This window comes from Actinomadura sp. NPDC048955 (assembly GCF_040649435.1).
GTDB lineage: Bacteria > Actinomycetota > Actinomycetes > Streptosporangiales > Streptosporangiaceae > Spirillospora > Spirillospora luteofluorescens.
In genome coordinates, this window is the sequence record NZ_JBEZJI010000008.1 from 150,861 (window position 1) to 172,282 (window position 21,422).

The 21,422-nt window shown below is 73.8% G+C and carries 19 protein-coding genes; 5 read left to right on the forward strand and 14 right to left on the reverse strand.

Annotation, left to right across the window (positions count from 1 at the left end; translation table 11 throughout):
• Positions 1-58 precede the first annotated feature (58 nt).
• Positions 59-910, reverse strand: coding sequence for an LLM class F420-dependent oxidoreductase (locus AB0C84_RS11310; RefSeq protein WP_361064075.1), 852 nt, complete (start codon positions 908-910; stop codon positions 59-61).
• 65 nt (positions 911-975) lie between these two features.
• Between AB0C84_RS11310 and AB0C84_RS11315 the strand changes: the two genes are divergently transcribed.
• On the forward strand, positions 976-1,461 hold the full coding sequence (locus AB0C84_RS11315) for a MarR family winged helix-turn-helix transcriptional regulator (protein WP_361064078.1): 486 nt from the start codon (positions 976-978) through the stop codon (positions 1,459-1,461).
• A 9-nt stretch (positions 1,462-1,470) separates the two neighbouring features.
• Here the strand turns inward: AB0C84_RS11315 and AB0C84_RS11320 are convergent, their stop codons facing one another.
• Positions 1,471-2,169: a cupin domain-containing protein gene (locus AB0C84_RS11320; RefSeq protein ID WP_361064081.1), complete on the reverse strand. Its 699-nt coding sequence runs from the start codon at positions 2,167-2,169 to the stop codon at positions 1,471-1,473.
• Positions 2,170-2,267: 98 nt separating this feature from the next.
• Between AB0C84_RS11320 and AB0C84_RS11325 the strand changes: the two genes are divergently transcribed.
• Entirely contained in the window at positions 2,268-2,615 is a 348-nt protein-coding gene (locus tag AB0C84_RS11325; RefSeq protein WP_361064084.1) for a hypothetical protein, read from the forward strand.
• Positions 2,616-2,777: 162 nt separating this feature from the next.
• Here the strand turns inward: AB0C84_RS11325 and AB0C84_RS11330 are convergent, their stop codons facing one another.
• Entirely contained in the window at positions 2,778-3,362 is a 585-nt protein-coding gene (locus tag AB0C84_RS11330; RefSeq protein WP_361064087.1) for a Uma2 family endonuclease, read from the reverse strand.
• Positions 3,363-3,568: 206 nt separating this feature from the next.
• Between AB0C84_RS11330 and AB0C84_RS11335 the strand changes: the two genes are divergently transcribed.
• Together AB0C84_RS11335 and AB0C84_RS11340 are read left to right on the forward strand one after the other, a co-directional pair.
• Positions 3,569-4,132: a DUF1707 domain-containing protein gene (locus tag AB0C84_RS11335; RefSeq protein WP_361064090.1), complete on the forward strand. Its 564-nt coding sequence runs from the start codon at positions 3,569-3,571 to the stop codon at positions 4,130-4,132.
• Positions 4,133-4,245: 113 nt separating this feature from the next.
• Positions 4,246-6,705 carry a hypothetical protein gene (locus tag AB0C84_RS11340; RefSeq protein ID WP_361064093.1) on the forward strand — a complete coding sequence of 820 codons (2,460 nt, stop codon included), beginning with the start codon at positions 4,246-4,248 and terminating at the stop codon, positions 6,703-6,705.
• A gap of 248 nt (positions 6,706-6,953) precedes the next feature.
• Here the strand turns inward: AB0C84_RS11340 and AB0C84_RS11345 are convergent, their stop codons facing one another.
• The 4 genes from AB0C84_RS11345 to AB0C84_RS11360 all read right to left on the reverse strand — a co-directional run bounded on the left by AB0C84_RS11345 (position 6,954) and on the right by AB0C84_RS11360 (position 10,630).
• Positions 6,954-7,139, reverse strand: a complete 186-nt coding sequence (locus tag AB0C84_RS11345) for a hypothetical protein (RefSeq protein ID WP_179843521.1) — start codon at positions 7,137-7,139, stop codon at positions 6,954-6,956.
• 159 nt (positions 7,140-7,298) lie between these two features.
• A complete protein-coding gene (locus AB0C84_RS11350; RefSeq protein ID WP_361064097.1) occupies positions 7,299-9,149 on the reverse strand; it encodes an endonuclease/exonuclease/phosphatase in 1,851 nt (616 codons plus the stop codon).
• 126 nt (positions 9,150-9,275) lie between these two features.
• Entirely contained in the window at positions 9,276-10,364 is a 1,089-nt protein-coding gene (locus tag AB0C84_RS11355; RefSeq protein WP_361064100.1) for a Zn-dependent alcohol dehydrogenase, read from the reverse strand.
• 74 nt (positions 10,365-10,438) lie between these two features.
• Complete coding sequence (locus AB0C84_RS11360; protein WP_179843519.1) at positions 10,439-10,630, reverse strand: ferredoxin; 192 nt, start codon at positions 10,628-10,630, stop codon at positions 10,439-10,441.
• A 238-nt stretch (positions 10,631-10,868) separates the two neighbouring features.
• On the opposite strand from AB0C84_RS11360, the gene AB0C84_RS11365 reads away from it, so the two are divergent.
• A complete protein-coding gene (locus tag AB0C84_RS11365) occupies positions 10,869-11,525 on the forward strand; it encodes a class I SAM-dependent methyltransferase (protein WP_361064283.1) in 657 nt (218 codons plus the stop codon).
• A gap of 37 nt (positions 11,526-11,562) precedes the next feature.
• Here AB0C84_RS11365 and AB0C84_RS11370 read toward each other — a convergent pair whose 3' ends face one another.
• The 7 genes from AB0C84_RS11370 to AB0C84_RS11400 form a co-directional block, all read right to left on the reverse strand.
• Complete coding sequence (locus tag AB0C84_RS11370; RefSeq protein ID WP_361064104.1) at positions 11,563-12,678, reverse strand: prenyltransferase; 1,116 nt, start codon at positions 12,676-12,678, stop codon at positions 11,563-11,565.
• The gene (locus AB0C84_RS11375) at positions 12,668-13,429 is read right to left on the reverse strand and encodes a methyltransferase domain-containing protein (RefSeq protein ID WP_361064286.1); all 762 of its coding nucleotides are present in this window, start codon (positions 13,427-13,429) and stop codon (positions 12,668-12,670) included. Before AB0C84_RS11375 ends, AB0C84_RS11370 begins: the two co-directional genes overlap by 11 nt.
• Before the next feature lie 42 nt (positions 13,430-13,471).
• The gene (locus AB0C84_RS11380; protein WP_361064107.1) at positions 13,472-14,755 is read right to left on the reverse strand and encodes a glycosyltransferase family 4 protein; all 1,284 of its coding nucleotides are present in this window, start codon (positions 14,753-14,755) and stop codon (positions 13,472-13,474) included.
• 28 nt (positions 14,756-14,783) lie between these two features.
• Entirely contained in the window at positions 14,784-16,019 is a 1,236-nt protein-coding gene (locus AB0C84_RS11385; RefSeq protein ID WP_258943400.1) for a cytochrome P450, read from the reverse strand.
• Between the two features lie 36 nt (positions 16,020-16,055).
• Positions 16,056-17,327, reverse strand: coding sequence for a cytochrome P450 (locus AB0C84_RS11390; RefSeq protein ID WP_179843515.1), 1,272 nt, complete (start codon positions 17,325-17,327; stop codon positions 16,056-16,058).
• Positions 17,328-17,449: 122 nt separating this feature from the next.
• Positions 17,450-20,308 (reverse strand): hypothetical protein, encoded by a 2,859-nt coding sequence (locus tag AB0C84_RS11395; RefSeq protein ID WP_361064112.1) that lies wholly within the window; start codon positions 20,306-20,308, stop codon positions 17,450-17,452.
• Positions 20,309-20,381: 73 nt separating this feature from the next.
• Positions 20,382-21,371 (reverse strand): MBL fold metallo-hydrolase, encoded by a 990-nt coding sequence (locus AB0C84_RS11400; RefSeq protein ID WP_258943402.1) that lies wholly within the window; start codon positions 21,369-21,371, stop codon positions 20,382-20,384.
• Positions 21,372-21,422: the final 51 nt, after the last annotated feature.

Here is a 21,422-nt window from a genome sequence, read left to right on the forward strand (position 1 = left end):
GACGCGATCGCGGCCATTGAGGTTGTTGGGTGGTTGCGGCGATGGTGCTGCTTCTGGGTCAGGGGGCGAGGCGGGCGCCCAGGTTGGGTGGGGCGTGGTCTGTCACGAAGCGTTCCAGTTCGGAGGCCGTGACGCCCATGGGCGGGACGACTATGAGCCGGTCCACACCCAGCTCCCCGTAGTCCCGGACGTACTTTGCGTCCGGGGGGCGGGGCGGGCTGATCGAGATGTGGAGGGGATCGCGGCCCGCCTCGGCGGTGAGGGTCCGCAGCTGGGCGATCGTCTCGGCGGCGGCGCGGCGGCCGAGCATCCAGCCGTACCAGCCGTCCGCGTGCCGGGCGGCCCGGCGGAGGGCCGCGGGGCTGTGGCCGCCCACCACGACGGGGATCGGCCGCTGCACGGGCCGGGGATGGGCGTCCACGCCCGCGAAGTCGACGTGGCGACCATGGAAGGCCGGCTCGTCGTCGTACCAGAGTGACCGCATCGCCGCGAGGTACTCGTCGGCGCGGGCCCCGCGCCCCTCCGGCGGAACGCCGACCGCGCGCATCTCCGGTTCCAGGTATCCGGCGGCCGTGCCGAAGACGAGCCTGCCGCCGCTGAGCACGTCGAGGCTGGCGAGCTGCTTGGCGAGGACCAGCGGGTTGCGCTGCGGCAGGACGACGACCCCGGTGCCGAGCGCGATCCGCTCGGTGCGTCCGGCGAGGTGGGCGAGGGCGACCAGCGGATCCAGAAACGGCGCGTCCGGCTCGGCGGGGGACGGTGCGACGCGCGGGCGCGGCAGCACCACGTGGTCGCCGGCCCAGACCGAGTCGTATCCGAGATCCTCGGCCAGTGCGGCGATCCGGGCGGCGACGTGCGGATCGGCGCAGGCGTGCAGGTTGACGGCGAAGAGCCCGAGAGTTGGTGGCATCCGTAGATAATCGAACTTTTCTATGATCGAGTCAAGCGATGATCCAACGGATATACCCTGCTTGAATGACGGAGGGTTCGACGCGCGGTGGGCTGCCGGAGGGGCTCGCGTCCCTGGCGGGCTTCCAGCTGGCCAAATGCGGGTGGTGGCTGGAGCAGCGGCTGGAAGAGGAACTGGAGCCGCTCGGGATCCGGGTACGGCACTTCCTGGTGCTGGCGATGCTCAGCACGTCCGAGTCCCTCTCGCAGCAGGAGATGGCCGACTACCTGCTCCTCGACCCCACGCTGATGGTCGGGCTCGTGGACGATCTGGAGGCGCGCGGATTCTGCGAGCGCGCCCGTGACCCGCGCGACCGGCGGCGCTACCGCGTCCGCGTCACCGAGGACGGCCGCGCGCTGCACCGCCGGGCCCGCGCCCTGGCCGACTCGGTCGGCGACGACGTCTTCGGCCGGCTGCCGGACGGTGAGCTGGGCACCGTGGTCCGGGCGATCGGCCAGGTCATGGAGCCGTTCTGGGCGGAACAGGCGGTGCGCCCGCGCCGCAAGCGGTGAGGGGCCGGGTCAGGGGAGGGCGCGGAAGTCCGCGAAGTCGAAGCCGGGGGAGACGACGCAGCTGACCAGGACCTCCTCGCCTCCGGCCGGGCGGGCGGCCTGCCAAACGCCGGGCGGAACGAGGGCCTGCGGCACCTGGCCGCGCGCGACGTCTGGGCCGAGCGTGATGGTTTCGGGCGTCTGCGATGGGTGGTCGCCGTCGCCGCCGAGGAGCAGCGTCAGCGGGCCGCCGGAGTGCCACAGCCACAGTTCCGCCGACCGGACGGCGTGCCAGATCGACTCCTCGCCGGGCGGTAGGAGGAAGTAGATGGCGGTCGCGGAGGCTCGGGCGCCCGGGTAGCCGTCCGGCGTGAACTCCGCGTCCGACCGCCATGTCTCGCGGTACCAGCCGCCCTCGGGGTGGGGCAGCAGGTCCAGCGCCTCGGCGGTCGCCGGCCGGTACAGGGCCGCGACGTGCCGGCCGTCGGGACCGCGCCGCAGGTAGCGGACACGGGACGCGGTCGTGCGGTCGATCAAGCCGCGCGCGGGCGCGGCGCCGGGTGCGGGGTCCAGGGCGACGGCGACGAGTTGGCCGCCGGGGAACTCCTGGTCGGCGAGGGACAGCAGCCCGGGCCCGTCGTCGGGCGCCCACACGGCTCCGGCCTCCTCCAGGACGAAACGGGGACCGGGCTGGGCCCGCCAGGCGTCGAGCGTCGTGAGCAGCAGCACCCCCCGAGCCTAGACCGACCTCCGCGGGGCTGCGCGGCGAGGCAGGCATAGTACTGTCACCAGGGAATCGTGATCAAAGAAAAGACCCTGGGGGATTCATGTTCTCGTTCGACCGTTCCTACAAGAACTTCAAAGACATCCCGTCAGCAGTTCTCCTCGAGGTCCTCCTGGGAGAGGGGCTGAAGGTGACCGCGGCGTGCAAGGTCATCGCGGTGATCGACGGGCTGGTGCGCCTGGCGTACACCACTCCGGATCCGCGTATGGAGTTCGGGTTGAACTTCATGGAGGACTGGGTGAAGATCACGGCCTTTCTCGCTCCGTTCGACGAACTGGGGTTGGCCGAGGAGACGCCTGTGATGACGCTGAAAGGCGTCACCGACGGAAACTTCGAGTGCAGGACCGGCGATGACGGCCGATACGTCGTCACGCTCTACGTGCAGCGCTGACTCCGGAGTGCCTCGGCACCCGGGGATTCGGCCCCCGCGCGAAGCAGAGAGCCGGGCCGATTGCCTGGCTCTTCCGCATCGACTGGTCCCGTCACTCCAGGAGCGACGGGACCAGAACCTTCTCCGGACCGGTCGCCGCCTCCGTGAGAACCGTGCGGCGTGCTAGTCCATTTCGGAGAGGCGTGCGGGGTCGAAGGCGATCGGGTAGGGGCGGTCCAGGGTGACGGTTTCGCCGGAGCGCGCTTTGCCGGTCAGCTCGTAGCGGCCGTCGTGGAGTTCCATCAGGGTGACGGCGGGGCGGGGCTCCAGGTCGACGAGCCAGTAGTGGGGGATGCCGGTCGCGGCGTACTCGTCGACCTTGCGGACGCGGTCGATCTGCTCGTTGACCGTGCGCGGCGTGACGACCTCGGCGACCAGGATGAGGTCGGGGCCGTAGTAGGTGCGGGTCTGGCGTTCGAGGGCGGCGCGGGCCACGTCGCGGGCGACGACGAAGACGTCCGGCTTGCGGATGCCCGCCGGGGTCGTGACGTCCTGCGGGGCGCCGGCGACGTGCACGTCGGCGTCCGCCTGCCGGGCGGCCTCTTTGAGGACCGTCTTGAGCTGTTCGGCCGCGTGGTCGTGCCAGAGGTCGCCGGGCAGCTCGTTGAGCCAGCCGTCGGCGAGTTCGTAGCGGCGGCCCTCCTCGGGGAGGGCGTCCAGGTCGTACAGCGTGTACGGACCGTGGGCACGGCCGACCGTCCCGCCCATGGGTCGTCCCCCCTCACCTCGATGAACGGGCTGATCCGAATCTAGTGGACGGGCGTCCGGAAAGAGCGCAGCCATGATCGCGCGTCGGGATGCGGACGAATGTCTCGAAAGCCGAGCGGCGGCGAGTTAAGATACATCGCGTCTTGACCCTCCAGCCGCTGGAGGGGCCAGGCTGTCGAGGCGGAGACGCCCGAAGGAGAGATGCGATGAGCGTCGAGCAAGACCGGGCCGCGCCCGCCGTGCGCGCCTCGGACCGCGACCGCGACGAGATGCTCGTCCGGCTCCACACGGCCTTCGCCGAGGGGCGGCTGAGCGAAGCCGAGCTGGACGAGCGCATCGACCTGGCCCTGGCCGCGCGCACCTACGACGACCTGGGCGCGCTGGTCGCCGACCTGCCGTCCGGGCGGGCCGCCCGGGAGGAGACCGGGAACGCGCCCGCCGGCCGGTTCCAGGTCGCCTACAAGGGATCGGTGGCGAAGGCCGGGCGCTGGCGGCTGCCCGAACGGTTCACGACCGTGGTCTACAAGGGGACGGGCCTGCTCGACCTCCGCGAGGCCGACCTCGACGGGGAGGTCACGACCCTGTGGGTGCTCGCCTACAAGTCCACCGTCCAGATCGTCGTGCCGCCGGGAGTCCGCGTGGAGGCGGACGGCGTGGGCGTGTCCACCGAGGTCTGCGGCGCCCTTCGGCCGGGGGCGCCGGTCCTGCGCGTCAAGGGCTACGCCTACAAGGGAGCGATCGAAGCGAAAGATCGGATATCTCGGGCGTGAGGTGATAGAACGCTCCCGCGGCCCCCATCGGCCGGCGTTCACGCGGATGTCAGTACAAGGCCCCCCGTGGCGCGATTTGATGGTGACTCGACAGGGACCGTGAAGGAGCGCGTGTGACCGCGAGGACCCCGGAGCAGCACGAGGCCCGGCGGACGGCCGAGGAGGGCCCGGCGGACTCCCGGCACGTGCGGCGGCGCCTCACGTTCGGCGTCGCGGGGGACCTCGCCGACATGCCGGCCGCGCGGTCGCCCTGGCAGCGCGCCTTCGAGGCGTGGCGCTCCGCCGGGCTGGACTGGGGCCACGGCTCCGCTCCCCGGGAGGCCGCGCCGCGGCCCGCGAGCCGCGACGCCGGCCGCGCGAAGTCCCCGCAGAAGCCCGCGCGGCCGCGCCCGGTGCGACCCGACCCGCATGACGTGCTGGTCGCGGGCCCGCCCAGGCCGCCGGCGCGCCCGCGACCGGCGATGCGGTCCGGGCCGACGCGGCGGTTCCGCGCGCGGGCCGCGATCGCGGCCGGGCTCGTCGTGGTCGCCGGCGGCGCGATCTACGCGGTGTCGCGGGGCGACGACGGGCCGGCGGAGCAGGGCCTGCCCGGGCCGGTCGTCGCGGACCGGCTGTTCGCCCCCGACCCGGCCGCCACGAGCGACGGCCTCGTCCAGGACCTCACGACCCTCGCCTCCGCGGGCGCGACCGTCGTCGCGGCGGGCACCGAGGGCGACGGCGTCCCCGGCCGGGAGCGGGCCCGCTTCCTCGTCTCCGCCGACGCGGGACACGCCTGGTCGCTCGCGGCCCTGCGCACGGCGGACGGCTCCGCCGCCCCGCCCGGCGACACCCCGCGCCTGGTCGACGGCGGGGCGGGCCGCTGGGCCGCGCTCGGCCGTTCCTCCGCCGGCGGCGTGACGGCGTGGACCAGTGAGGACGCCGCGACCTGGACGCGCCGCCCGCCCGCCGCGGGCTTCACCCCGTCCGACCAGGTGAACGACCTGGCCCGGACCGGCCAGGGCTTCGTCGCCGTGGGCTCCTCCGGCGGCCGCGCGGTGGCCTGGACCTCGGCGGACGGGCAAGCGTGGCAGCGCGTCGACGGCATCGCGGGGATCACCGCCCTCGACCGCGTCGCGGCGTCCGGGAACGCGGTCGTGGCGCACGGGACGTACGGCAAGAGGGTCACCACGAAGCGGGGGAAGAAGAAGGTCACGCGGACCGTGCGGACCGACGGTCTCTGGCGGTCCACCGACGGCGGCCGGACGTGGGCGCTCGTCGGCGTCCCCCAGGCGCAGGGCTCCTACGGGCCGACGAAGGGCCTGGCGGTCGGCCCCGGCGGGTTCGCGACCGTCCGCGAGGGCAGGCGGACGACCGGCCGCAAGAAGAAGCGCAGGACGACGCGCTTCGGCGTCCTGTTCACCTCGGCGGACGGTGCCAGGTGGCAGGCCGCGGGCCGGTTCGGCGGCGCGGGCATCGAGCGCTTCGACGGCACCCCCTCCGGCCTCGCCGTCATCGTCCAAGGTGCGGCGGCCGGCCAGCGGGGCGCGCGCACCGTCCTGCGGAGCGCGGACGGCCGCACCTGGCAGCCGGGGGGCACGATCGCCGCGCCGGTGCGGAGCAGCGGCCTGACCGTCGCCAACGGAAAGATCGCCGTCTCGGGGCGGCAGGGCGACGACGGCTACCTGTTCGGCGTGGACCTGCGCACCGTCCCGGGCGCCGTCCATCCGGAGCGCTCGATCAGGTCGCTGGCCGCGGGGCCGGGCGCCTCCGTCGCGGTGGGAAGCACCAACGGCAACGCCGCGATCTGGACGGCCCCCGACGGCCGCGCGTGGAAGCGCGCCGGGTTCCCCGCCACGGCCGGCCTGCTGTCCGATGCCGTGCGCGGCGGGCGCGGCTGGCTGGCCGTCGGCCGCGTGTCGGGGACGTCCCCCGGCCCTCTCGCGCTGACCTCGCAGGACGGGCTCACCTGGCAGAGGCCCCGGTTCCCCGCGGGCCCGCCGCCCGTGGCCGCCGCCACCGGCCCGTCCGGCTACGTCGCGGTCGGGACGGGCGTGGCCTGGCGTTCGGCCGACCTGAGCACCTGGAGCCGCGCGGGCCTCGACGGCGCCCCGGCCGACGTGGCCGCCACGAGCAGGGCCTACGCGGCGGTCGGCGGACGGGGCAGGGAGCCCGCGGCCTGGACGTCCCCGGACGGCCTCAGGTGGACCGCCGCCAAGCTTCCGCCCGGCCTCACCGCTCCGCTCACCCAGGTCGCCGCCAAGGGCGACACCCTCGTCGCGATCGCCGGCGGCGCGGCCGCGCTGGTGTCCACCGACGCCGGTGCGACGTGGACGCGGCGCGACCTCGGCCCGGGCCTGGCCGCCACCGCCGTCGCGGCGACGCCCGGCGGCTTCGTCGCGGCGGCCTCGGCGAAGGACGACGCGGCCGTCCTGACGTCATCCGACGGCGTGAACTGGCGGCGCGTCGCCGTCCCCGGCCTCACCGGTCCGGGCGACCAGCGCCTCACCGCCCTGACCGCCATGGGCCCGGCGATCCTGGCGACCGGCACCGACGCCGACGCTCCGATCCTCTGGCACGCCCGCACCCTCGGGTGAGCGCGAGGTGCCGGGCGGTCAGCCGTTGCAGCCGCAGGAGCAGCCCTTCGCGCACGAGCATCCGCCGCCATGTCCGCAACTGCAGTCCTTTTTCGTCATGAGCGGAAAGTAACCTTTGCGGCATTTGCGGTCTATGGCCGAGTAGCGACGTGCACCTGTCGGCGAGGACACGGGCCCCGGCGAGGACACGGGCCGTCCCTCCGCGGGGGAGAGGGACGGCCCGTGCCCGGTTCGGGGGACGCGAGGGCTCAGAAGTTGATGTGGAAGTCCACACCGAGCAGGACGAGGATCCAGAGGAAGACGGCCAGCAGCGCGCTGACGATCTTCTCCACCAGGCCCTCGGTGATGTAGCCGCGATCCCAGGCGATGAACACGCCGACGATCAGGTAGATGAGGCCGAGCAGGCTGATGTGCGGCCGATATCGGGTCGCCATGGAAGGCGTCTCCTCCCGGTGGGGGGTTGTGCCGATCGGACGCTGCCCCACCGGTCAGGAGAAAAACCCCGGAGGTATTCCGGACCTAACCATGACGCTACTTTTGGCATCTCCCAAATCCGGGCATCGTGTCGGCCGTCAGTCGGCCGTCACCGCACGCTACCGTCCGGTCACCGCGATGCGGACGATCGTGGGGTCGCGGTCGCCCGCGCGGTCGGCGAACTCCGCGCCGCGGTGCACCACGTCGAACTCGTGCCGGTTCCCGCGCAGCGACGGGCTCAGCAGGATGTGGTCGAGGTCCTCGGCGTTGCCGGCGGTCACCGCCGTGTAGCGGTCGCCCGCGGGCAGCTCGGCGGGCAGGTCGGCGAGCCCCGCGCCCTGGGCGAGGGTCCGGACCGGGGCGGAGGTCCCGCGGTCGCCGAGGTCGCCCGCCACGATCACGCGGGCCCGCCCGTCCACCTTCCGGACGGAGTTCACGAAGCCCGCGACCACGCGGGCCTGCGCGTCCCGGCGCCACTGGGTGGGCTGGGACGGCGGCTGGCGGCGCCCGAACAGCGGCTGGTCGTCGGCCGTGCGCGGGAACCACTGGTTCGCGACGACGATGATGCGGCGGCCCCGCCAGGTCAGCTCCGCGGCGAGCGGCTTGCGTGCGCCGGCCCACGCGGCGTCGCCCGGCGAGATCCGGCCGGGGCTCAGCGTGAGCCCCGCCGCGCCGCCGCGCGGGACGGCCCTGACCGGAGTGACGGCCGCGTCGGGCCGCGCGGGCGGCTCGTCGGGGACGGGGTCGGCCAGCGACGGGCGGTCGACGAACGCGAGCCCGCGGTCGGTGCGGAACAGGAACCCGACCCGGTCGTTGGAGCCCTTGCGCCCGCCGTCGGCGTTGTCGCGCGGGTCGACCGAGCGCCAGTCGTAGGCGGGGCCGCCCGCCGCGCTGATCGCCGTGATCAGCTGGGCGACGCTCTGGTCGTCGGCGACGGTGCCGTCGTCGTCGGCGCCGCTGTTGTCGCCGAGGCCGCTCACCGCGACGAGGTCGGGGGAGCGCAGGCCGTCCACGATGTCGCGCGCCGCGGCGTCGAACCGCGCGGCGGGGGCGTCGGGGCTGAGGCCGTCCAGCCCGGCGGTGGCGACGGCGAGCTCGCCGGGGCGCTGCGCCCGGGTCGCCTCGCGGACGAGCCCGCCGGGGGCGCGCCGCGGCGTCGCGGTGAGCAGCAGCTTGTAGTCGCCGTAGGAGTAGTCGAGGACCCCGGCGTTCGCGCCGGGCAGCCGGTCGCCGACGTCCATGCCGGGCAGCGGGGCGAGCGCGTCGTCGAGGATGACGCGCTCGGGGTTGGCGTCGCCGTCGCGCAGCAGGATGCCGCCGCGCGCCGTCCGCGGCTTGGCGCCGGCGCCCCCGGAGGGCAGCACCGGCAGTTCGCCGTCGCTGGAGGGCCCGGCCGCGACGGCGTCGCGGAGCTCGATCCGCATGCCTTCGAGGGCCTCGTAGAAGTCCAGGGCGTCGCGGCGGGGGTCGAACGCGCCGCCGCGCTCCACGTCCCCCAGCCCGTGGTCGATCACGCCCGGCGGCCTGAGCCCGCCCGCGCCGAGCACGAGGGCGGGCGGCGGCCGCGTCCCGTGCGCGTCGACCTTGGTCGCGGTGGCGTCGATCTCGGTCCGGCTCAGCCCGCCGGCCGCGCCGCCGTCCGGCCGGAACTCGCTGACCCTGCCGTCCACGCGGACCGCGTCGCCGACCGCCGCCTGCGGCCGGTTCCGGGTGAAGACGTAGACGCCCTCGGACGTCGCGGGGCTCCTGTCGGGACGCGGGTCCTGCATCCAGAAGCCGTTGGTGCTCACCGCCGTCACGACACCGGGAACCTGCGCGACCGCGGCCCCGTTCAGAGGCGAGATGTGCGCCGCGCCTTGAATGTGGTGAATCCGGACGACCCGAGGCGCGGCCTGCGCCGCGGAGGCCGGAAGAAGGGCGACCGAGAGAGCCGCCGTGACCGCGACCGGGAGCCACCGCAGACCGTGCACCAACCGCGCTCCATGACGACTCGCCGCCCGACCCGAACAGACAAGGATGATACGCGTCCGGGAACATGCGGCGCGCCGTTCCGGATGGGCGCGGTTACGGGACGGCACGCCGCAGTCTTGGGGGGTTCAGTCGAACACCACTACTTGGCGGATGACTTCGCCTTCGGTGAGGGCGCGGACGGCGTCGTTGAGGTCCTCGAAGCCGATCCGGCGGGTGATGAGGCTTTCGATGTCGAGCTTCCCGGCGCGCCAGAGGTCGACGAACAGGGGGATGTCGCGCTTGAGGTCGCAGCCGCCGTACAGGGACGGCTTCAGGCTCTTGCCGTCGAACAGCAGGGCGAACGCCGTCTGGCTCCAGCTGTCGTCGGCGGCGCCGGCGCCCACGACGATGACGTCGCCGCCGCGGCGTGTCGCGTTCCACGCCGTGGTGATCGCGGCGGACTTGCCGACGACCTCGAAGGTGTAGTCGAAGCCCGCGCCGCCGGTGAGCAGTCCCTTGGTCGCGTCGAGGTCGTCCAGGGTGGCGGTGTGGGTCGCGCCGAACTGCTCGGCGATCGGGTGCTTGGCCTCGTTCGGGTCGATCGCGAGGATGGTCGAGGCGCCCGCGATCCTGGCGCCCTGGATGACGGAGAGCCCGACGCCTCCCGCGCCGACCACCGCGACCTTGGAGCCCGGCGTGACCTTCGCGGTGTTGACGACGGCGCCGACGCCGGTGGGGATGCCGCAGCCGAGCAGGGCGGCGTACTCGAAGGGGATGTCCTCGGCGATCTTGATCACGCCGCGCCGGGGGAGCACGATCTCCTCGGCCCAGGTGCCGGTGCCCGCCATGCCGAACGCGGGGCTGCCGTCGCCGAGGGTGAAGCCGGGCTCGGAGAACGACCGCGCGAGGTGGGTCATGCACAGGTACGGCTCGCCGCGCAGGCACTCGGCGCACTCGCCGCAGTCGGGCGTCCAGTTGACGACGACGTGGTCGCCCGGCCGGACGCCGGTCACCCGGTCGCCGACCTCGGCCACGACCCCGGCGCCCTCGTGGCCGATGACCGTCGGCATCGCGGACGGCAGCACGCCGGTCATGGTGGACAGGTCCGAGTGGCAGACCCCGGTCGCCTTGATCTCGACCTTCACCTGGTCGGGACCCGGATCGATCGTCGAGACGTCGTCGCGCAGGTCGAGTTCCTTGTCGCCGACCGCATGCAGTACCGCGGCGCGTGCCATGGCTGCCTCCACTGTGCCTGAGCTGTTGCCGGGGGTCTGGGGTGGGTGAACGGGGACCGGGGGCAGCCGCCGGGCTACTCCTCCAGCGTCAGCGCGGCCTTCGGGCACGACCGCACCGCGTGGCGGACGCGGTCCTGCTCCTCGGGCGGGACGTCCGGCCGCGTGATCCGCAGCTCGTCATCGTCGTCGAGGTCGAAGACCTCGGGTGCGAGCCCGACGCACACGGCGTTCGCCTCGCATACCAGAGGGTCGACTCGTACTCTCATCGCTCTGCTCCGTTCGGGGGACTCACCCGTCAACCTACCGAATATCGTTCGGAAACGGGTGGCTCACCCCGAAAGTAGAACACGTTCCAGTCTGGTCCGGCAAGACTCCGCGTGAGACTCGGGTCTCATCCCACCGATGTCGGATATGGTGCCCCGACGGAGGAGAGCGATGACCCACACCAAGGCGTCCACCGGACCGGGGACGACCAGCGACGACGCACGGTCGGCGGGAACGCCGATGCCCGCCGAGCTGCTGCGCGCCGCGCGCGGCGCCAGGGGCTTCATGCCGGACGGCGAGGGCCTCGCGCTGTACGAGGCGGGCCTGGAGTACGGCGGCCGGCTGGCCGGGACCGGGCCCATGCTGGAGGTCGGCACCTACTGCGGCAAGTCCGCCGTGTACCTGGGGGCCGCCGCCAGGCTGGCGGGAACGGTCCTCGTCACCGTCGACCACCACCACGGCTCGGAGGAGAACCAGGCGGGCTGGGAGCACCACGACCCGTCCCTGGTCGACCCGTGCACCGGCCGGATGGACACCCTGCCCAAGTTCCGCGCGACGATCGCCGCCGCCGGGCTGGAGGACGAGGTCGTCGCCGTCGTCGGGCAGTCCCGCACCGTCTCGGCGTTCTGGCGGACGCCGCTGGCGCTGCTGTTCATCGACGGCGGCCACGGCGAGGAGCACGCGCAGGGCGACTACGAGGGCTGGGCGCCGCACGTCGCCGCCGGCGGGGCCCTGGTGATCCACGACGTCTTCCCCGACCCCCGGGACGGCGGACGGCCGCCCTACGACGTCTACCTGCGGGCGCTGGCGAGCGGCGCCTTCGAGGAGCGCCGGGCGGAGGGTTCGCTCCGCGTCCTGGAACGCGTCGGCGACGCCGACCCGCTCACGCCCGCCTGACCGGCCCGAGCCGGCGCGCCTGACCGGGGGAGCCCGGTCAGGCGCGGTTGGCGGCCGCGACGAGCGCGCAGCCGCACGCCAGCGGATCGGACGCCTCCGACGGCCCGAGCGGCCGTCCCGCGATCTCCTTGAAGAGCCGGGAGCCGGGGGAGGCGTCCGCCAGGGCGTCCGCCGCGAGGATCACCGCCGCCGCCGTGTAGGTGGAACGGTCCCCCGGGAAGTGCCGCTCGTTCTCGAACTGCCAGCCCGTCCAGTACGAGCCGTCCTCGTGCCGGAGGTGCTGGATGGTGCCGAACAGCTCCAGCGCGCGGTCGCGGTCGCCCGCGGCGTCCAGCGCCAGCACCAGCTCGCAGCTCTCCGCCGCCGTCACCCACGGCTGGTCCGAGACGCAGCGGCAGCCGAGGCCCGGCACCACGAAGGTGTCCCAGGACTCCTCGAAGCGGCGCGCCGCGTCCGCGCCCCGCACGGGGCCGCCGAGCACCGGGTAGTACCAGTCCATCGACCAGCGGCTCTTGTCGGCGAACGCCTCCGGATGCGCCGCCACCACATGCCCGAGCTGGTCGGCGGCGAGCTCCCAGTCCGGCTGGTGCTCGCCGAGCCGCTCGGCCAGCGCGACCGCGCAGCGCAGCGACTGGTAGATCGACGAGCAGCCGGTCAGCAGCGCGTGGTCGGACGGCTCGCCGTCCTCGTGCCGGATCCAGATGATCTCGCCGCGCCCGGTCTGCAGCCCCAGCGTGAAGTCGATCGCGCGCCGGACCGCCGGCCACATGCGCCGGGCGAAGTCCTCGTCCCCGGTCGTCAGCAGCTCGTGCCAGACGCCCACCGCGACGTAGGCGGCGTGGTTGGACTCCCCGCCCGGCTCGGTGACCTCGCCCAGCACCCACTTCGCGGGCCACGACCCGTCCGGGCGCTGGACGCCGAGCAGCCACTCGTAGGCCCGCCGCGCCTCGGCGCCGAGCCCGGCGACCGACAGCGCCATCGCCGCCTCGACGTGGTTCCAGGCGTCCACGTGGCCGGGGACGCCGTGCGTCGGCGAGAACCACGGGATCGCGCCGGACGGCTCCTGCTGCGCCGCGATGCTCCGCGCCGTGGCGACGACGTCGCCTGCGGTCAGGACTCCGGGGACCGAGGGCGGGGCGGTCTCAGACCGCATCCGCCGTCTCCCTGGCCGGGGCCGCCGGCGCGTCCGGCGCCGCGGGCTTGGCGAAGTAGACGACGACGCTCTTGCCGATCAGCGGGTTCATGACGCGCTCGGCCATCCGGGTGGCGAGCGGCCGCTTCATGATGTCCCAGACGAGGATCTGGTGGTAGGCCTTGGCGAGCGGGTTGCCGTCGTTGTCCACCCCCACCGCGCACTTGATCCACCAGTAGGGGGCGTGCAGCCCGTGCGCGTGGTGGTGGCCGCCGACCCGGAAGCCGATCGACTTCAGCTTGGCCTCCAGCTCGGCGCGGGTGTAGATCCGCACGTGCCCGCCGGGGGCGGTGTGGTAGTCCTCGGACAGGGCCCAGCAGACCCGCTCGGGCAGCCAGCTCGGCACCGTCACCGCGAGCTTGCCGCCCGGCCTGAGGACGCGCAGCAGCTCGCGCATCGCCCGCATGTCGTCGGGGATGTGCTCCAGCACCTCCGACGCGACGATCGCGTCGAAGTGGTCGTCGGGGAACGGCAGGTCCAGCGCGTCGCCCTGCACGGTCTCGGCGGTCGCGTCCTCGGGCACCTGGCCTTCGAGGCGCATCGCCCCGAACATCTTGTCCACGCCGGACAGCTCTCCGGCGTCCTGGTCGAAGGCCACGACGTGCGCACCCCGTCGGTACAGCTCGAAGGCGTGCCGTCCGGCGCCGCATCCCATGTCGAGGACGCGGTCTCCAGGGGAGACGCGGAACCGCTGGAAATCCACGGTCAGCAGGGTCGTGCTCCTTCCGATCAGAGGGCGTCTACGGACGCTCCCTCACTTGCCCTTGCGTGCGGCTAGGCGCCGGTAGTTCTGCTGGGTGATGGCGGCCCGGTAGTGCTCCACGGTGGCCTGCGCCACGGCGGGCCAGGCGAACCGCTCCTGGACGCGCGCGAGGCCCGCGGCTCCCACCCGCGCACGCTCCTCGGCGGAGTCGTGCAGGCGGTGCAGGGTCGCGGCCAGTTCCTCCACGTCACCCGGCGCGACCAGGATCCCGGCGTCGCCCACGACCTCGGGCAGCGCGCCGGCGCGGCTCGCCACCAGCGGCGTCCCCGACGCCATGTGCTCTACGGCCGGCAGCGAGAACCCCTCGTAGCGCGACGGGACGACGGCGGTCTCCGCGGACGCCAGCAGCTCGCCCAGCTCGCCGTCGCTGATGCCGCTGACGAACCGCACCCGCTCGCCGAGAGCGAGCTCGCGCACGAGCCGCTCGGTCGGGCCGTCCTTCTGCGGCCGGCTCACCACGATCACGTGGACGTCGCGCTCGGTGGCGACCTTGGCGACCGCGCGCAGCAGCACGTCCACGCCCTTGATCGGCGCGTCGGCGCTGGCCATCGCCACGATCCGGCCGGGGACGCGCTCGCCGCGCGGGTGGAAGATCCGGGTGTCGACGCCGAGCGGCAGGATCTCGATGTCGCGCGGGTCGACCTTGAAGTCCTTGACGATGTCGACCTTGGAGGACTCCGACACCGTCAGCACGGGCCCGATCCGCCGCGACACCTGCGACTGCATCCCGACGAACCCGTACCAGCGGCGCTTGCCGAGCTTCTGCTTGAGGCCGCGGGCGGCCTCGATCTCGATCCGCCGGTCGACGCTGATCGGGTGGTGGATGCTCGTCACCAGCGGCAGCCCCAGCCGGGCGATGCCGAGGTTGCCGACGCCGAGGACCTGGTTGTCGTGCACGACGTCGAAGTCGCGGCGGCGCTCGCGCAGCAGCCGCAGCGCGCGCAGGCTGAAGGTCAGCGGCTCGGGGAAGCCGCCGGTCCTCATGTGCGCGAACTCCAGGACGTCCAGCCAGTCGCGGAACTCGCCGAGGGCCGGGGTGCGGAACGGGTCCTCGTCCCGGTACAGGTCCAGGCTCGGGAGCTTGGTGAGGGTGATCGCCTCACGGTCGAGCTCCGGGTACGGCTGGCCGGAGACGACCTCGACGGCGTGCCCGAGGTCGGCCAGCTCCCGGGTCAGGTGCCGGAGGTAGACGCCCTGCCCGCCGCAGTGCGGCTTGCTGCGGTACGAGAGCAGGGCCACCCGCAACGGACCGCCCGCCTCGCCTGCCTCACCCACGCCATCCCCTGCCCACGCACCACTCCCGTCAGTCGAGGGACGCCGGACGCACCCGTACCGGCATCTCCTTTACGCCGTTGATGAAACTAGACCTTAGCCTGCGAACGTTACCGTTGAGTTCAATATTGGGCATGGCGTCCAAGAGTGTTTCGAAGAGCACACTCAGCTCAAGCCGGGCGAGATGGGAGCCCAGGCAGAAGTGCGGACCGCCGCCGCCGAAGCCCAGGTGGGGGTTCGGGTCCCGTCCCACGTCGAAGCGGTACGGGTCGGCGAACACCGCCTCGTCGCGGTTGGCCGAGGAGTAGAACACCACGACCTTGTCGCCCTCGGCGACGGCCGTGCCGCCGATCTCGGTGTCCCGGACGGCCGTGCGCCGGAACATGTTGACCGGGGTGACCCAGCGGACGATCTCGTCGGCCGCCGTCCGGGCCAGGGACGGGTCGGCCTTCATCCGCTCCCACTGCTCCGGATGCTCCAGCAGCGCGAGCATGCCGCCGGACGCCGCGTTGCGGGTCGTCTCGTTCCCGGCGACCGACAGCAGCATCACGAAGAGCTCGAACTCGTCCCCGGTCAGGACCTCGCCGCCGGCGTCCGGCTGGAGCAGCCGGGTGACGATGTCCTCGCGCGGGTTCTCGCGCCGGTCGGCGGCCAGCTCGTTGGCGTAGGCGTACAGCTCCGTCGCCGCCTGCTGCCCCTCCTCGGGCGTGCGCTGGAAGTCCGGGTCGTCCCCGCCGATCAGCGTGTTCGACCAGTGGAAGATCTTCTCCCGGTCCTCGGGCGGGGCGCCGAGCAGCTCGCAGATCACATACAGCGGCAGCGGCGCCGCCAGGTCGCGGACGAAGTCGGCGTCCGGTCCCCGCTCGGCGGTCTCGGCCACGAGCCGCCGGCAGATGTCCCGGATGTGCTGCTCCAGGGCGCCGATCGCGCGCGGGGTGAAGCCCCGGTTGACGATGCTCCGCTTGCGCGAGTGTTCCGGCGGGTCCTGGTTCAGCATCATCATCCGCTGCAGGACGATCTGGTCCTCCGGCGACTCGTGGAACAGCGCCAGCCGCTGCCAGGACGAGAAGAGCTCCGGGTGCCGCGAGACGTGCACGACGTCCTCGTGCCGGGTGACCGCCCAGAACGGCGGGTGGTCCAGTTGCGGGTCGCCGTGGTGGCGGTACACCGGCTCGTGCTCGCGCAGCCATGCCAGCTGCCCGTGCGGGACGCCGCTGTGCTCGTACGCTCCCGGGTCGACCAGTTCGATGTCGGGGGTGGTGGTCATCGCCTCGAACCTCCTCGTCCGGAGTGATGGGCGCCGTCAACCTCCCAGGGGGGCCGAGGGCGTGAAGCTCACCGGGATCTCCTTGTAGCCGTTGACGAAGTTGGACCGCAAGCGCCGCGGCTCGCCCGCGAGCCGGATGTCGGGCATGCGCTCCAGGATCGTCTCGAAGATGATCCGCAGGTTCATGCGGGCGAGATGGGTGCCGAGGCAGTAGTGCGGGCCGCCGCCGCCGAAGCCGATGTGCGGGTTCGGGTCGCGCGCCACGTCGAAGGCGAACGGGTTCTCGAAGGCGCGCTCGTCGCGGTTGGCGGAGCCGTAGAACATCACGACCTTGTCGCCGGCCTTGATCTGCTTGCCTCCGATCTCGGTGTCGACCAGGGCCGTCCGGCGGAACTGGTTGATCGGGCTGACCCAGCGGACGATCTCCTCGACCGCCTTCGGCAGCAGGCTCCGGTCCTCGCGCAGCCGGGCCCACTGGTCCGGCCGCTCGAAGAAGGCGATCATGCCGCCCGCGGTGGCGGTCCGGGTGGTCTCGTTCCCGGCGATCGACAGCATGATCACGAAGAGCTGGAACTCCTCCAGGGTGATCCGGTTCCCGTCGGCGTCGGGTGTCAGCAGCTTGGTCACGATGTCGTCGCGCGGCGTGGACTCGCGCGCGGCGGCGAGCTGCCCGCCCCACTCGGCGAACTCGGCGGCGCACAGGGTCGACTCCTCGCGCCCCCCGATGAACTCGGGGTCGTTGAACGCGACGAGCTTGTTCGACCAGTGGAAGATCTTCTCCCGGTCCTCCATCGGCGCGCCGAGCAGCTCGCAGATCGTGTACAGCGGCAGCGGCGCGGCGAACCGCTCGACGAAGTCGCACTCGCCCAGCGGCGCCGCCTCGTCGATCAGCTCGTTGCAGATCTTGCGGATGTGCTCCTCCAGCCGCCCGATCATCCGCGGGGTGAAGCCCTTGTTGACCATGGAGCGCAGCCGGGTGTGGTCCGGCGGGTCCTGGAAGAGCATCATCTGCCCGTACATGGCGATGTCGTCGCTGGAGAACTCCTCGAACATCGACGTCCGCTCGTGCGAGGAGTACGGGTCGGCGCGCCGCGACACCGACACCACGTCCTCGTGGCGCGTGATGGCCCAGAACCCCGGCACCCCGTCGTTCGGGTCCTGGTGCCAGTGGACGGGGTCGTTGTCGCGCAGCCACTGGAACTGGCGGTGCGGGATCCCCCCGCGCTCGTAGACGCCCGGATCGATGATGTCGATCTCGGGGGCCCGGAAGGCCCGGGCGGCGGAGACGGGGGACGTCGCGAGTGCCATGGATGATCCTTCGTGCCGGGGTGGAGACCAGCATTTACCTAGAACAGGTTCTAACATGAGACTCCAGTCTCATCAAGAGTCCCGCCCGTGAGAGTGATCTGCGTCGCACCCCGGCCGAAAGGTCACAGCCCCAGTTCGCGCCCCTCCGCCTCCCACCACGCGACGGCTCCGTCGACGTCCAGGCCCGTGACCCACAGGTCCTCCGGGTCGGCGGGCATCAGGGGCTGGCGCAGCGCCTCGTCGAGCTGCCACGACCGGTTCCGGGCGTGCTCGCCCGTCTCGGGATCGGTGTAGAGCACGGCGACGTCCGCGGGCAGCCGGTCGCGCTCCTTCTCGTTCCCGACCGTGAACGGGTACCCGTAGGCGGCGGACGCGGCCGAGGAGACCGGCAGCCCCGTGCCCTCGGCGAGCCGCCGCACGGCCGCCACGTCGTAGGGGGCGGGGCCCCGCTCGTCCAGCAGGCGCAGGTACCGCGCGATGCGGTCGGCCCCGCCCCAGCCCTGCGGCCGCGGCGGATACCGGTGGTGCCAGCCGGGGAAGGTGAAGTCGCGGAAGACGCCGTCCAGGGAGTACTCGACGGCGAAGGACTCCTTGTGCGGACGGGCCTGCCAGGACAGGATCACCATCGCGCCGTTCGGTGTCCGCCACAGCTGGCCCTCGGGGTCCTGCGTGGCCTGCGCGCCGAACCACAGCCGCCGCCACCGGCCGCCGCCGTCGCCCCAAGGGGTGCCGCCCCAAGCGCCCAGGAGGTCCACGGCCTTCGCCCGTTGGTACGCGGCCCGCCACGGCAGCGCGGCCAGCAGCGCCTCGCCGCCGAGCGTCCCGAACGCGAAGTGCACGGCCCGCGCGCCGGTGGGCAGGTCGATGCGGCCGAGCGGATGGGGGGTGTCGTAGGCGGGCCCGGCCTCGGCGGCCTCCACGAGGACCTCGGCGAGATACCGGATGGCCGGCACCCGCGCGACGTTCCGGCCGGCCCGCAGGCCGCCGCCGGGACGGATCCGCTCCGGCAGGCCCTCCGGCGGGGCCAGGCGGAGCGCGTCCCGCAGGCGGAGCACGTCGAGCAGGCACGCGGCGGCCCGGAGCGCCTGCGCCGCCACCTCCTCCAGCAGCCGCGCGTCGGTGATCTCAGGGAGGACACGGCCGAGCTCGGCGTCCAGCTCCCGCCGATGGACGAGGGCCGCGTCCACCAGGCGGGCCGCGCCGTCGCGGGTGAGGCCGCGCAGCGCCGCCGAGCCCTCGGGGTCCGCGGCCGGCAGGTGGGGCCAGAAACCGGGCGGGGGCATGACCGCGTCACCGGGCTGGGACGGGGAGTACCGGATCCTGAGGGTCGTCCGGCCCGCACCGTCGACCAGGCGCAGGAGCCCCCGGTCGAGCGTGAGCTGCGTCGGCGCGGTCGCGCCCGGGAACGTCAGCGCGACCGCCGCCGGGCTGCGCGGCCATCGCCACCGCCCGTCGGCGGGCACCTCCAGCTCGCCGGGCGCGGGCGCGCGGTAGGTCTCCGCGCGGTTCCCGTTCAGCCGCGAAACGTAGCAGTCGGCGCCGTCGTACCACGGGTAGGTGCCCGTGGCGTGGGGGAGGTCGGCGCGGTGGACCGGCCCTTCGGGCCCGAAGACCTCGACACGCTTTCCCTCGACGCCGACCGTGAGCAGATCGTCGTGCAGGACGGCGGTGGCGTACGAGCCCTCGACGGCCGGGAACCGCAGCTCCTCGGGGAGCCCGGCCCGCAGCGCGCGCCACAGCGCGTCGACCGGATCGGTGATCTCCAGCCCGGCCAGGGCCTCGGCGGCCGGGGTCGCGGCCGCCCACTCCGCCAGCGGCGCCAGGCGGGGCAGCGCGACCTCCAGGCCGAGCAGGTCGCCCGCCGCGCACTCCTCCCGCCACCGCGCGACGTCCTCGGAGAGGGCGCGGCGGACCGTCCCCTGCGCCCACAGCGCCCGCAGCAGGGACGGATAGTCGACGTTGGCGTAGTGGCCGAGCCCCCGCACGCAGGCGTCCAGCCGCTCCCGCGCGTTCGGGGCGCCTTCGTCGAGCTGCGCGAGGAACCGGGGGAGGGCGTCGTCCTCGCCGTTCCAGTGCGGAGCCTGGACCTTCGAGCGGGTGAAGGCGAGGGGGTCGGGTGCGGAGCGCCCGACGACCGGGTCGGCGGCGGGGTCGAACCACCGTCCCGGCGCGGGGAACAGGCGGTCGCCCGCGCCGGCGGCCAGGCGCATCAGCTCGTTCGCGGGCTGCGGGCCGGCGGCGGCGAACCAGTCCGGCGGCAGCCGCCGCCCGGCCTTGACCAGCCCGAGCAGCAGCAGCCAGTGCCGGTGGTGCTCGGCGCGCGGACCGGGATCGGCGTACAGCCCGCCGTCGGGCCGCGCCGCGATCAGCAGGTCCAGCAGCGCGGGATCCCCGGCGAGCCGCCGCAGCGCCGCGTCCACGGACTTCCACAGCGGCAGCGGCGCCCGGGGCAGCAGCCCTCCGCGCAGCAGCCGCTCGGCGATGAAGCCGGTCTCGTCCGCCTCGTCGACCCCGGCCGACCGCGCCACCGGAAGCAGGTCGGCGACGACGTTCGGATACGGGACGGTGCCCGCGTCGAAGAACGCGCACACCGCCTCCCGCGCCCACGCGTGGGCGGCGGCCGCGTCGTCGTGCCGCGCGAGCCGCTTCAGGTGCCCGTGCAGCGCCGACGCGGTGATCGCGCCCAGGGGGACCAGATCCACCAGCACCCGCTGCGCCCGGGCCGTGTCGGGCGCGAGGCCGAGCAGCCGCGCGTTCGCCTCCTCGACCTCGCCGGCCCTGCCCAGGTAGAACGCGGCCTGCTCGGCGTGCCCCGCCCGCGCGAACGCCCCCGCCGCGGCCGAGAAGAAGTCAGGCAGGGAGGCCGCCGGCCGGTGCCCCGCGGTCCGCAGGACGCGCTCGCGCGCCCCCTCCGGATCGTCGGGGGCGAGCGCCAGCGCGCCGTCCATCTCGTCGTCTTCCGGCCCCGGCACGTCCCGCATCCGCCACCCCTTCGGAGATCGTCGGCGGGCAGACTAACGTCCCCGGACGACACCGGGCGGCGGATCGGGAACGTCAGCGCAGGACGTAGCGCAGGGGGTCGTCGTCGCCGTCGCGGCGGGCGACGCCCCGGGTCTCCAGGGTGCGCAGGTGCGCGGCGGCCTCGGCGGCGGCCATGCGCCGGGCCTGCTGGGCCATCTCGGGCCACGGGTGGCGCCAGGTGAGGCCGGCGGTGAGGTCCCAGAGGGTGACGGGGCTCGGGGACAGCAGCGCCGCCACCTCCGCGAGGCGCTCCTCGTGGTGGCCGATGATCTCGCGGGCGCGGTCCCCGAGGCCGCGGAAGCGGTGCTGGTGGGCGGGCAGGACCTCGCCCACCGTCATGGCCGACACCTTGTCGAGCGAGCCGAGGAAGTCGCTCAGCGGGTCCACGTCCGGGGTGTCGTAGGGGTAGAGGCCGATGTGCGGGGTGATGCGCGGCAGGACGTGGTCGCCGGTGAAGATCCGGTCACCGTCCTCCAGGTGCAGGCAGATGTGGCCGGGCGTGTGCCCGGGGGTCCACACGGCCTGGAGCCGGCGGCCGGGGACGTCCACCAGGTCGCCGTCGGACAGCTCGCGGTCCGGGACGGCGGGCGGCGAGACCCGGGTCTGCTGGGTGGGCCCGGTCAGGTCCGACTCGGCCGCGCCGGCGCGGCGCAGCGCGGTCAGCTCGAACGAGCGGCGGCCGCCCTGGCCGACCTCGTTGAACAGCCGGACGATCGCGGCGTCGGAGTGGTGCATGGCGATCCAGGCGCCGGACGTCTCGCGGACGCGCCCGGCGAGGCCCGCGTGGTCGGGGTGGAAGTGCGTGACGACCACGCCGTACACGTCGGCGACGTCGATCCCGAACGTGCCGAGCCCGTCGCGCAGGGCCGTCCACGCGTCCTCGTGCTGCCAGCCCGCGTCGACCAGGACGGGGCCCCGGGGGCTCTCCACCGCGTACACCAGCGTGTACGACAGGGGGTTGTTCGGGATGGGGACGGGGACGCTCCACAGCCCGCCGCCGAGGTCCTCAGGTTCCGGCTGCACCGAGACCGCCTTTCGCGCCTGTCATGGTTCGAGGGCCCCGGCCGCTGGGAC

Bases quoted from the DNA above. Each gene is read 5' to 3' on its own strand.
- AB0C84_RS11385 (WP_258943400.1), bottom strand. From the start codon at position 16,019: ATGACCACCACCCCCGACATCGAACTGGTCGACCCGGGAGCGTACGAG.
- AB0C84_RS11355 (WP_361064100.1), bottom strand. From the start codon at position 10,364: ATGGCACGCGCCGCGGTACTGCATGCGGTCGGCGACAAGGAACTCGAC.
- AB0C84_RS11325 (WP_361064084.1), top strand. From the start codon at position 2,268: ATGTTCTCGTTCGACCGTTCCTACAAGAACTTCAAAGACATCCCGTCA.
- AB0C84_RS11395 (WP_361064112.1), bottom strand. From the start codon at position 20,308: ATGCGGGACGTGCCGGGGCCGGAAGACGACGAGATGGACGGCGCGCTG.
- AB0C84_RS11365 (WP_361064283.1), top strand. From the start codon at position 10,869: ATGCCCGCCGAGCTGCTGCGCGCCGCGCGCGGCGCCAGGGGCTTCATG.
- AB0C84_RS11360 (WP_179843519.1), bottom strand. From the start codon at position 10,630: ATGAGAGTACGAGTCGACCCTCTGGTATGCGAGGCGAACGCCGTGTGC.
- AB0C84_RS11345 (WP_179843521.1), bottom strand. From the start codon at position 7,139: ATGGCGACCCGATATCGGCCGCACATCAGCCTGCTCGGCCTCATCTAC.
- AB0C84_RS11315 (WP_361064078.1), top strand. From the start codon at position 976: ATGACGGAGGGTTCGACGCGCGGTGGGCTGCCGGAGGGGCTCGCGTCC.
- AB0C84_RS11390 (WP_179843515.1), bottom strand. From the start codon at position 17,327: ATGGCACTCGCGACGTCCCCCGTCTCCGCCGCCCGGGCCTTCCGGGCC.
- AB0C84_RS11335 (WP_361064090.1), top strand. From the start codon at position 3,569: ATGAGCGTCGAGCAAGACCGGGCCGCGCCCGCCGTGCGCGCCTCGGAC.
- AB0C84_RS11370 (WP_361064104.1), bottom strand. From the start codon at position 12,678: ATGCGGTCTGAGACCGCCCCGCCCTCGGTCCCCGGAGTCCTGACCGCA.
- AB0C84_RS11330 (WP_361064087.1), bottom strand. From the start codon at position 3,362: ATGGGCGGGACGGTCGGCCGTGCCCACGGTCCGTACACGCTGTACGAC.
- AB0C84_RS11310 (WP_361064075.1), bottom strand. From the start codon at position 910: ATGCCACCAACTCTCGGGCTCTTCGCCGTCAACCTGCACGCCTGCGCC.